The 11244-nt window shown below is 53.9% G+C and carries 9 protein-coding genes; 5 read left to right on the forward strand and 4 right to left on the reverse strand.

What is annotated here, in order from left to right:
* From K5905_RS16245 to ftsH, 4 genes are all read left to right on the forward strand, one after another.
* Positions 1 to 2377: ATP-binding protein (locus K5905_RS16245; RefSeq protein ID WP_297585741.1), on the forward strand; the 2377-nt coding region annotated here is incomplete at its 5' end.
* 331 nt (positions 2378 to 2708) lie between these two features.
* Complete coding sequence (locus K5905_RS16250; RefSeq protein ID WP_297585743.1) at positions 2709 to 3752, forward strand: Fe(3+) ABC transporter substrate-binding protein; 1044 nt, start codon at positions 2709 to 2711, stop codon at positions 3750 to 3752.
* A gap of 115 nt (positions 3753 to 3867) precedes the next feature.
* Entirely contained in the window at positions 3868 to 5556 is a 1689-nt protein-coding gene (locus K5905_RS16255) for an iron ABC transporter permease (protein WP_297585745.1), read from the forward strand.
* An 80-nt stretch (positions 5557 to 5636) separates the two neighbouring features.
* Complete coding sequence (gene ftsH / locus K5905_RS16260) at positions 5637 to 7463, forward strand: ATP-dependent zinc metalloprotease FtsH (RefSeq protein WP_297585747.1); 1827 nt, start codon at positions 5637 to 5639, stop codon at positions 7461 to 7463.
* A gap of 105 nt (positions 7464 to 7568) precedes the next feature.
* Here ftsH and K5905_RS16265 read toward each other — a convergent pair whose 3' ends face one another.
* Together K5905_RS16265 and K5905_RS16270 are read right to left on the reverse strand one after the other, a co-directional pair.
* Complete coding sequence (locus K5905_RS16265; protein WP_297585749.1) at positions 7569 to 8195, reverse strand: CoA transferase subunit B; 627 nt, start codon at positions 8193 to 8195, stop codon at positions 7569 to 7571.
* 12 nt (positions 8196 to 8207) lie between these two features.
* Positions 8208 to 8903 (reverse strand): CoA transferase subunit A, encoded by a 696-nt coding sequence (locus tag K5905_RS16270; RefSeq protein ID WP_297585751.1) that lies wholly within the window; start codon positions 8901 to 8903, stop codon positions 8208 to 8210.
* Positions 8904 to 9202: 299 nt separating this feature from the next.
* On the opposite strand from K5905_RS16270, the gene K5905_RS16275 reads away from it, so the two are divergent.
* Positions 9203 to 9448, forward strand: a complete 246-nt coding sequence (locus tag K5905_RS16275) for a DUF6460 domain-containing protein (protein WP_297585756.1) — start codon at positions 9203 to 9205, stop codon at positions 9446 to 9448.
* Between the two features lie 513 nt (positions 9449 to 9961).
* Here the strand turns inward: K5905_RS16275 and K5905_RS16280 are convergent.
* Both K5905_RS16280 and K5905_RS16285 read right to left on the reverse strand, forming a co-directional pair.
* On the reverse strand, positions 9962 to 10525 hold the full coding sequence (locus K5905_RS16280; protein WP_297585753.1) for a hypothetical protein: 564 nt from the start codon (positions 10523 to 10525) through the stop codon (positions 9962 to 9964).
* A gap of 482 nt (positions 10526 to 11007) precedes the next feature.
* Positions 11008 to 11244: GNAT family N-acetyltransferase (locus K5905_RS16285; RefSeq protein WP_297585754.1), on the reverse strand; the 237-nt coding region annotated here is incomplete at its 5' end.

Consider the following 11244-nt stretch of genomic DNA (forward strand, 5'->3'; position numbering starts at 1 on the left):
CGCGTTGCCTGAAGAGTTTGCAGCGTCCCTTCAGGATCAGCAGGCGACCGTAGCAAACGACGCCGAACCTGAAGAATTCATGGAATCCGGTGAACTGTCGGAAACCGACTTGTCGCCGGAAACCAAAGAACCGCCAGAGACAGAAGAGCTGACAGGTATTTCCGGAACAGCGGAATTGAAACCTGCTGAGATCGAAGACGCGGTAAAGTCGCTGCAAAAATCCTTCAAAGCTTCCGAGACGCTGAAGTCACTGGACCTGTTTGAAGAAAACGCCAAGCAGGCAGACGAAACCCAGAACGAAGCCGTTGCTGCACCTGTTGCCGATGAAGATGCCTCAGCGGACGACGATACCGTCATCGAAGACGATCACACCGAAACGCAGATGGATGAATCTGATGACGGTGTTCTCCATGAAGAAACAGAAGAAGAAGACCTGATCGAAGTTTCCGGTGAAAACACACCTGCCGGACAAACTGCTAAAGACGTGGATGCTCCTAGTGAGCGCGCAGAGGACGATGTATCCGCCGACGAACGCGATTTCTTTGAAGAAACGGCAGCCTTTGGGCTGAAGGACCAGGCGGTGGAAACCTCCAGTGAGGATCAACCGGACGCTGAAGCTGCCACCGAGGCAGACCCTGAGCCTGTGAAAACCGGTAAGGTCATTCCGCTGGCAACCGCACGCCCTCGCGTGGTTCCGGTCGATACGTCCAGCCTCTCGCGACCGGAGCGGCAGGCTTTCCGAAAGATCGCCGAAGCACTTGGTGCCCGGCTTGAGGGAGATCTTGAGGATTTTGACTCGCCCGATCCTGAAGAAGAAGCGATTGACGACCTGACACCGGACGTGCCTGAGGCCGGTCCGATTGACCCGACCCTGCTCGACAGGTTGCCGATCGGCATCGCCATCGTCCACGACCGGGAAGTGCTTTATGCCAACAAGGCGCTGCTGCGCATGCTCGGCTACAAATCCATCGCCGCCCTGTCACGGGCCGGTGGACTGGAGGCTCTGTTTATCGACGACACCGAAGAGTTGCCGGACGCGGTCGGCATGGATGGTGAAGTCGATGAAACCATGAAGCTGCGCCTTGCAGATGGCGGTGTCCTTTCCGTTGATGCGCACATGCATTCCGTCCCCTGGAACGACAGCTGGGGTCTGATGATTTCCATCACGGAACGCCCCTCGAAACAGACCCCGCTTGCTCCCCTGGTTGCCCTACCCTCGCAAGTCGGTGCGGATGTCACTTCAGAGCTTGACGATGCCCGCAGCCAGATCGCCGAAATGGACACCATCTTGGAAACGGCCACGGATGGCGTGCTGGTTCTGGACCAGCATGGCACAATCGTGAAGGTAAATGGGTCCGCCGAGGCGCTTTTCAGCGCTAACCGGGTCGACATGATCGGTGCCCCCTTTACTGATTTTCTTGCTCCTGAAAGCCACCGTGCGGCGGCAGACTATCTCGATGGCCTGTCACGAAACGGTGTTGCCAGTATCTTGAACGATGGACGGGAAGTTCTCGGAAAGGTGCCGACGGGTGGCCTTATCCCGCTGTTCATGACAATCGGGAGGATTACGAGCGCCAAGGAAGACGCCAAGTTCTGCGCGGTCCTCAGAGATATTACGCAGTGGAAGACCGCCGAAGAAGAGCTGACACAGGCCAAGCGTCAGGCAGAAAATGCAAGTTCTCAGAAGTCGGATTTCCTGGCCAAGATCAGCCACGAGATCCGCACGCCGCTCAACGCGATCATCGGATTTTCCGAAGTCATGATGGAAGAGCGTTTCGGTCCGATTGGCAATGACCGCTACAAGGACTACCTGAAAGACATCCGCACGTCCGGGTCCCATATCATGAGCCTGATCAATGATCTTCTGGATCTTTCCAAGATCGAGGCGGGTAAGCTGGACCTGAACTTTTCGGCTGTGTCCACCAACGATGTCATCAATGAATGCGTGGCCCTGATGCAACCTCAGGCCAACCGCGAGCGGGTCATCATCCGGGCCAGCTTGCCTGAATCGGTGCCCGATGTTGTGGCCGATCCACGCTCCCTGCGTCAGATCGTGCTGAACCTTCTGTCCAATGCCATCAAATACAACAAGTCCGGTGGACAGGTAATCCTGTCAACTGCGCTTGAAAGCAATGGCGAGGTTGCTCTGAGGGTGCGGGACACGGGGACCGGCATGACGGCAAAACAGCTGGCAGCTGCATTGGAACCGTTCCGCCAGCTTCATACCGCAAGCCGGGGCGGCGGTACCGGTCTTGGGCTACCGCTGACAAAGGCCCTAGTCGAGGCCAACCGTGCAAGCTTCCACATCGATTCCACGCCCGATCAGGGCACGTTGGTTGAGATCATCTTCCCGACCCAGCGTGTTTTGTCGGAATAGGATCGAACAGCAAAATCGCACGATCGACCTCCTTTAGGCCTCGAATACGGACCTGATACATTTGGTCGCATTTTTTATGACGCATTCGTGACTGGCAATTTGGACGCTGTCGGTCGGGTTTTCCGTATTAAAAGTCGAGGATTAAACTCCTGTTTTTTCTTCGCTTTTGCAAAAAATAGTGGAGTTTAATCCTCCAGTTAGTTTTGAATAATTCTAAAGTATTGATTTTACTAGCTTTATTGACTTCCAAGTGCTGTCGAGACATATTCCCGTCCAAGCGCTGCGGCTTGCTGTTGCAGTGAAAAAACAACCCGACCTCTTGGAGAGTATAATGCGTTCCACGCTTCGCGCCCTGACCGGTGCCCTCGCTCTGACCACTGCAGCATTCGCCGCAGCACCGGCGATCGCCGACGGTGAGGTGAACATCTATTCATACCGGCAGCCTTTTCTCATTCAGCCGCTGCTGGATGCGTTTACTGCGCAGACCGGTGTCAAGACCAACGTCATCTTTGCCAGCAAGGGCCTGGGCGAGCGCATTGCTGCTGAAGGCAATAATTCTCCGGCAGACGTTTTGCTGACAGTTGATATCGGTCGCCTGGACGGAGCCAAACAACTCGGCATTTCCCAACCGGTGAACTCTGATGTCGTCAACGAGAATATTCCGCAGCAGTTCCGTGATCCTGACGGCCACTGGGTTGGACTGACCAACCGGGCACGCGTGATCTATGCCTCCAAGGACCGTGTTGATCAGGAGTCCATCACTTACGAGGAACTTGCCGATCCGAAGTGGAAAGGCCGCATCTGCACACGCTCGGGCCAGCACGTCTACACCATCGGTCTGATTGCTTCGATGGTTGCGCATCATGGTGCTGAAAAGACCGAGGAATGGCTTGCGGGTGTTCGCGACAATCTGGCACGCAAGCCGACCGGCAACGACCGCGCTCAGGTCAAGGCTATCTTTGCCGGGGAATGCGACATCTCACTTGGCAACACCTATTACATGGGCAAGATGCAGACCAACGACAAAGAGCCTGAGCAGAAGGAGTGGGCAGACAGTGTCCGTATTCTGTTCCCGAACTCCGAAGATCGCGGCAGCCACGTCAACCTGGCCGGTGTCGTTCTGGCGAAACACGCACCGAACCAGGATAATGCCGTCCAGCTGATCGAATTCCTGTCTTCCCCGGAAGCACAGAAAATCTACGCGGAGACCAACTTCGAGTATCCGGTCACGCCTGGCGTGGAAGTGTCCGAGCGCGTCCAGAGCTGGGGTGAGTTGAAGCCGGACGACCTGTCCCTGGCAGACATTGCCAAGAACCGGAAGACGGCCAGCGAACTGGTTGACACGGTCGGCTTTGATGACGGCCCGGCGTCCTGAGACGGTCTGAAGTGAGAAATTGTGAAAAGCGCCGTTCCAAACGGCGCTTTTTTGCATTTTCAAGTAATTGCCGTTAGAGCTTCCTGCGAACCATTACGAACAAAAAAGATCAGCCTTGCTGCGCACTCCATCCCTCACTTTTGTCGACCGTTTCTGGCAGATCGCCGCTTTGCTGATTGCGGCGTTGGTTCTCCTTCCGGTGGGAGCCATCATTTACATTGCCTTCTCGCCATCGGCCGATATCTGGGGACAGTTGTTGCGTACTGTGTTGCCGGGGTCCGTGAGAACGACACTGCTGTTGATGCTCGGCGTTGGCTTCATCACCACGGTAATAGGTGTGGGAACGGCCTGGCTGGTGACAATGTGCAATTTTCCAGGCCGCAAGATCATGGACTGGGCTTTGCTGGTCCCCCTGGCTGTGCCGACCTACATCGTCGCCTTCGCCTATATTGAGGTTCTGGACTACACGGGACCGGTGCAAAGTACGATCCGGTCGATCTTCGGTTTCCAAACTTCAAGGGAATACTGGTTTCCGGAAATCCGTTCCCTCGGAGGCGCCATTTTCGTCATGGGTGTCGTGCTCTACCCTTATGTCTATCTCACGACACGGGCGAGTTTTCTGATCCAGTCGGCGTCAACACTAGATGTTTCGCGCACTCTGGGCGCAACGCCCTATGGTCTGTTCTTCAGGATCGCCCTCCCCCTTGCCCGCCCAGCAGTCGCCATAGGTGTCTCGCTTGCGCTGATGGAATGCCTCAACGATATTGGTGCCGTCACCTTTTTCGGTGTCAGAACGCTGACATTTTCCGTCTATGATGTCTGGCTGAACCGTTCCAACCTCGGCGGGGCAGCGCAGCTTGCGCTCGCGATGCTGGCAATGGTGCTGCTGCTGCTCTGGCTGGAACGGCTCGGACGCAGAAAACAGCGCTTCGACAGCAGCAGCGGATCAAAGCAGCGGGCCCCAACGCGATTTGATCTGAAGGGCACCCGTGCCGGTTTTGCACTCGTTCTTTGCCTTCTCCCGATATTGTTCGGCTTTTTTCTCCCCGGTGTGATGCTGGCTGACCGGGCCAGCCGGCGCCTGGAGGCGCTGTTCTCCGAAGGATTTCTGGTAACGATCTGGAACAGTTTCAGCTTAGCTGCGGCGGCAGCTTTGATCACCGTTGCCATTTCTGTGGCACTGGCCTATGCACTGCGCCTCAACTCAAGAGGTCCTTTGAAAGCAGCGGTGCGTCTTGCCTCTATCGGCTACGCAATCCCCGGGACCGTACTTGCAATCGGTATCCTGATCCCGTTGGCAAATTTCGACAACTTCCTCGATGCGCGCATGGAAGCCTGGTTCGGTATCAAGACCGGTCTTCTGCTACTGGGGAGCGGCACTGGACTGGTCTACGCCTATGTTGTCCGCTTTCTCGCTGTTTCCTATGGCCAGGTGGAAGGCGGCTTCGGAAAAATCTCGCCGCATTTCGACATGGCCGCCCGCACCCTTGGTCGCGACACCGGTCAGACGCTGACGCAAATCCACTTGCCCATTCTGAAGCCGGTTCTCCTTTCGGCTGCGCTGCTCAGCTTTGTCGACTGCATGAAAGAACTTCCAGCGACCATTCTTCTACGGCCCTTCAATTTCGAGACCCTTGCAACCACGGTGTTCGAAGCAGCCTCGCGCGAGGCATTCGAAGAGGCGGCCCTGCCTTCTCTCGCTATCGTTCTGGTCGGTCTTATCCCGGTCATTTATCTCGCCAGATCAAGCGCGTCGTCCTTCCGCACAAAACAATCCAAGCGGCAATCCATGTCTGCAGCTTAATCGCAGCAACAGCTTGACAGTGTGATGTTAAATCGTCCCAATGGCGGCATTGTCAGATCCATTGCCGGGACCGATTTTCCATGGACAAGAAACACCAGATCAACCTTTGGTACGCCTTCATCGCGATGATGCTGGTGCTGATGTTCCAGAGCTGGTGGACGACATACAAGAATGTCGAGCCAATTCCCTACAGCCAGTTCGAGACCTATCTCAAGGACAAGAAAATCGAGTCCATTGAGGTCAAGGAAAACACGATCCAGGGCAAATTCAAGGAACCTCTGAAGGACGGCAGACAGTATTTCGTTACCACGCGTGTTGAAATTCCTCTGGCCGAGGAACTCACCAAATACGATGTGAAGTTTGAAGGGATCGTCCAGAGCACATTCCTCAAAGATATTTTGTCCTGGGTGCTTCCGGTTCTGTTGTTCTTCGGTCTCTGGATGTTCATCATCCGCCGGTTTGCCGAAAAACAGGGCATTGGCGGCATGATGACCGTCGGCAAGTCCAAGGCCAAGGTCTATGTCGAAACCGATGTCGATGTCCGTTTTAAAGACGTCGCCGGCGTTGACGAGGCCAAGCGCGAACTCAAGGAAGTCGTCGACTTCCTGAAAGACCCGAAGTCCTATGGGCGGCTTGGTGCCCATGTTCCGAAGGGCATTCTGCTCGTCGGACCACCGGGTACCGGCAAGACGTTGCTCGCCCGTGCTGTTGCAGGTGAAGCAGAGGTACCGTTCTTTTCCATTTCCGGCTCCGAATTTGTCGAAATGTTTGTCGGCGTCGGTGCTGCCCGTGTGAGGGACCTCTTCGATCAGGCTCGCAAATCGGCACCGGCGATCATCTTCATTGATGAGCTCGACGCGCTTGGCCGTGCACGTTCCAGCGGCCCGATGGGCACAAATGATGAAAAGGAACAGACGCTCAACCAGCTTTTGACCGAGTTGGATGGTTTTGATCCTTCGAGCGGTATCATTTTGCTGGGTGCGACCAACAGGCCAGAAATCCTCGACCCTGCCCTGCTGCGTGCAGGTCGTTTCGACCGCCAGGTGCTTGTCGACAAACCGGACAAGTCCGGCAGACTTGCGATCCTCGAAGTCCATGTGAAAAAGATCAAGCTCGACCCGTCGACGGATCTCGAGCAGATCGCTCAGCTGACCGCTGGTTTCTCCGGCGCGGACCTGGCGACTCTGGTCAATGAAGCCGCTCTGCTGGCGACACGTCGCAATGCCGATGCGGTAACTCTGCAGGACTTCAACGAGGCGGTGGAACGTGTTGTCGCGGGCCTTGAGAAACGCAGCAGGATCCTGTCGGAGAAGGAACGTCGGACCGTGGCTTTCCACGAAATGGGACATGCCCTTGTTGCGGCCAATCTGGAAGGCTGTGACCCGGTTCACAAGATTTCCATTATTCCGCGAGGCATCGGTGCGCTCGGATACACCATGCAGCGACCGACCGAGGACAGGTTCCTGCTATCCACACAGGATCTTGAAAACCGGATGGCGGTCCTGATGGGGGGCCGCGCCGCCGAAGAGATCATCTTTGGTGAAATCTCGACCGGCGCGTCGGACGACCTGCAAAAGGTGACGGAAGTTGCCCGCGACATGGTCATGCGCTACGGCATGGACACGGATCTTGGCAACCGTGCCTATTCAACCCAAAGGCAGAATTTTCTGGGCCAGCCGGCGGGCGACGTTGCCGAAGTGTCGCCGGAAACCCAGCGAGAAATCGATCTGTCGATCAAATCCCGCGTTGAGGCTGCCTTTACCCGTGCCAAGGAACTTTTGGGTGGCCATCGCAGCGAACTCGATGAAGGCGCTGAGCTGCTGCTCTCAAAGGAAACCCTGACGGATCAGGACTTCCCCGCCATCAAACCGATCGCGGAACGGCGCGAAAACGCGGCTGCCGAATAACGAATTCGACGATAAAAACAGGGCTACAAAAAAAGGCGCCGGCTGGCTTTGCCGGCGCCTCTCTTGAAAGTTGTCCGGTGTCCGCGTGAGCGGGTCCTCATGACATCAAAGTACCGTCGCCTGTGTCTTTTCCTTAACTTCATCCAATGTGACGTCAGGTGCGAGTTCGACTACCTTCAGTCCACCTTCTGCGACGTCGAAAACGCCGAAGTTGGTGATGATGCGATCAACACATTTCACACCGGTCAAAGGCAGTGAACATTCTTTCAGCAGCTTCGGGTCACCTGCCTTGGAAGTGTGGTCCATGATCACCACGACGCGCTTGACGCCTGCAACCAGATCCATGGCACCGCCCATGCCCTTGACCATCTTGCCCGGGATCATCCAATTGGCCAGGTCGCCGGTTTCCGCGACTTCCATTGCACCGAGGATCGACAGATCGATGTGGCCACCGCGGATCATACCGAAACTGTCGGCAGACGAAAAATAGCTCGTCTGAGGCAATTCTGTAATGGTCTGCTTGCCAGCATTGATCAGATCTGCGTCAACTTCCTCATCGGTCGGAAACGGGCCCATGCCGAGCATACCGTTTTCCGACTGGAGGGTCACATGAACACCTTCCGGAATGTAGTTTGAAACCAGCGTCGGAATACCGATGCCGAGATTTACGTAGAATCCATCTTCCAGCTCTTGCGCAGCGCGCTTTGCCATATCATCACGTGTCCAAGCCATGATGTTTCCTCCTTAGGCTGCGCGCGTTGTGCGCTTTTCGATACGTTTTTCGTGGTCGCCGATAATGATGCGGTCGACAAAAATTCCGGCAGTGTGAATGTTGTCCGGATCAAGCTCGCCGACTTCAACCAACTCTTCCACTTCCACCACGCAAACCTTGCCGGCGGTCGCCATCATCGGATTGAAGTTCCGTGCGGTCTTGCGGTAGATGAGGTTGCCTTCCTTGTCGGCCTTCCATGCCTTGACCAGGGAAACGTCGGCGACAAGGCCGGTTTCCATGATGTAGGTTTCACCGTTGAAGTCCTTATGCTCCTTGCCTTCGGCAATCAGCGTTCCAACGCCTGTCTTGGTATAGAAGCCCGGGATACCGGCACCACCTGCACGAATTCGTTCGGCCAGCGTGCCTTGCGGATTGAATTCCAGCTCCAATTCACCGTTTAGGTACTGCTTTTCAAACGTGGCGTTTTCACCCACATAGGACGAAACCATTTTCTTGATCTGGCGTGTCTGCAACAAAAGGCCGAGGCCAAAGTCATCAACGCCCGCATTGTTGGAGATTGCGGTGATGTCTTTAGCGCCGGAGTCCCGGAGCGCTACAATCAGGTTTTCCGGAATGCCACAAAGACCGAACCCGCCGGCCATCACTGTCATGCCGTCAAAGGTCAACCCGTCCAGGGCAGCCTTTGCGTCCGGGTATATTTTGTTCATTTTTCACTCCCAGTTAAGACCGCAAAATGCGTGTGGCGCACATTCGCCGCTTGTCTTATCGCGGTCAAGACCATCTTTGCCGCATTGCAGCAAAAAATATGGAAGTTTGGTCATTAAATCGATTTTTTTGGACTCATTCGGTGCTCGTGGATCAAGTCCGGCAAGTCTTCAACCAATTTCTGCAACGTTGTTTATGGTTTTTAAATTCTTAAAGCAAAGAATTGAGGCACCGTTTTCAGACCTTACAACTATTGTCTAAAGCGGGTGTCTGCAACAAGCATAGAAAGAACTTGCGCGTCGTGTTCCCGTTCCTGTCGACCCTATTCAAGATCGCAGTGATTTCCCTGCTTGTCGGGGCGGCACTTTCGTTCATGAACGTGACGGCAGAAGACATCCTCGGCTCGGTTGGCATGAGCCCTCTCCAGCTCTGGATCTACATGCTTGAGTTTCGCGACTGGGCTATCCCGAACATGATACTGGGCGCATTTATCGTGGTTCCGATCTGGCTGGTCATATATCTGTTTCGTCCGCCGCGGGCCGGATGACGTACCTGCTGCGCACTCGACAAGCGCAGCTCGTTTGATGATTCTCGTCCGCCTACAATTAGAACGACATCGTCGCCTGACTGCGGGTTTCAGCCAGCTAACTGGATCGACGCCGTCGCCAATTCGGACATGTTCAGTCAGTATAATTCATCCCGATTAGATCGGTTCATTCTGCCCATGCGGCTTTGGCTCATGGTCAATAGAAATAACGAAGAGCGTGCTGGCCGCATTTTCGAGGTAAATCCCGTAGAGCACTTCAGGCATGTGTCTGGCGGACACCTCACGGTCTTGGTTTTGTCCGGTGCACTGCTGTGAACGTCACGCGCCTCTGAGCAAATTGCCGTATCAGCCACCGAACAGAATGAACCAATCCAATTGGGAAGAGCTCTAAACTGACGGCACTGCCAAAAGGCGTTGGCAATGCCATCAAGTCAGTTTTCGCCCTCAACATCTAAAGTCCACCAATCAAGTTGTTTCCCCTATCACGTCTTTTTTTCGCGTTCTCTTTTCGGGTCACACTTTATGTCCGGGTTTGGGTCCACCTTTTGGGCCGCCCTTGGGTCCACCTTTAGGTCCGCCCTTATGCCCATGCTTCGGACCGTTCTTGGTGTCGTCATCAGTTCCACCCACTGAAGTGGTCTCGTTTGATGCTGTGACGGTGTTACTGCCCAATCCGTCTTCATGTTTCTTTTGACATGTCTTCAGACTAACTGTCCACGTCGCGTCGCGCCCTAGAATTCGCCTCCATTCCCTTGATGCATCCAGCGTCAAAACCAAGTCATCATTGTTGTTAAAATTGTAAAAATTTCCCGACCTTGAAACTTTAATGCTTTTTCTGGTTCCCTCTTCGTCATTGTTGCTGAGTTGAGTATTTGTGAACGTGATAACTTTACTTCGTCTATTAATATAGATGTGACAACCATTGACGACCGCGGCGAAATTTCCATCGAGCAGTTGCCCATTGGATTTCAGTCGCGGGTCTTCAAAATGTTGAAATTGATTGAACTCCTGACAGGAAGCCAGCGATACGGAGAGGAATAAAAGCGGCAAAATTCTTGTATCTTTGAGGAGTCGCATTCTATGTGATCCTTTTCAAAATATCTTTGCTTTCTGTGTAACTGTCTTGATGTGACTATGAGTGCCTCTCAATGTTGGGCATAAGTAAGTAATTAATGATCGCAAAACTCCGCAACGACTGCAGAATGATGACATTTTAATAAAAACTAAGATTTTCACTTGTGATGAAAATCACATAATTGGATTATGCTATTAAGCATCTGGTTTATATTTCAGGCTTTAGTCAGATCTGAAATTCTAGAAATGAATAAATTTGAATAGTTTGACCTTTTACTTTTCAATCTTTGCGTCGATCTTAGAATGTCATTGCCAACTTGTTTCCAGAAGCTTGCAATTCAGATCTTTGAACGGAGTTCAGGCATCACTTCGACAGTGTTGTCGGTTCAGAGCTCTGACCGTTTAAATTGGCTCATTCTGATCGAGGCCCGGTACAAAGTTTGGTGCGAGCGGCCGGCTGAGATCTGAAGGGGTAACAGACAAATCTAGGCTTTGGTGGAACTTCGTTCCAACATGCTTTCCGCAAGTTGCTTTGCGTGAAGTGCCGTCACATAGGTTCTGCCGCCAAGATTTGTCGGCACCCAGAGTTTCCGGGCATCCTGCAGCACACCGCCAAAGCGATGCTTGTATCCCTGCAATCCCGCGCCCAGACTAAAATTCCGGATACCGTTTTCCTGTGCCCACTCAATTGATTTTACAAACAACACCATGCCCGGAGACAG

The organism is Roseibium sp. (assembly GCF_025698965.1).
Taxonomy (GTDB): Bacteria; Pseudomonadota; Alphaproteobacteria; order Rhizobiales; family Stappiaceae; genus Roseibium.

Coding starts and splice junctions, on each gene's coding strand:
- K5905_RS16250 (WP_297585743.1), top strand. CDS start 2,709: ATGCGTTCCACGCTTCGCGCCCTGACCGGTGCCCTCGCTCTGACCACT.
- ftsH (WP_297585747.1), top strand. CDS start 5,637: ATGGACAAGAAACACCAGATCAACCTTTGGTACGCCTTCATCGCGATG.
- K5905_RS16265 (WP_297585749.1), bottom strand. CDS start 8,195: ATGGCTTGGACACGTGATGATATGGCAAAGCGCGCTGCGCAAGAGCTG.
- K5905_RS16270 (WP_297585751.1), bottom strand. CDS start 8,903: ATGAACAAAATATACCCGGACGCAAAGGCTGCCCTGGACGGGTTGACC.
- K5905_RS16280 (WP_297585753.1), bottom strand. CDS start 10,525: ATGCGACTCCTCAAAGATACAAGAATTTTGCCGCTTTTATTCCTCTCC.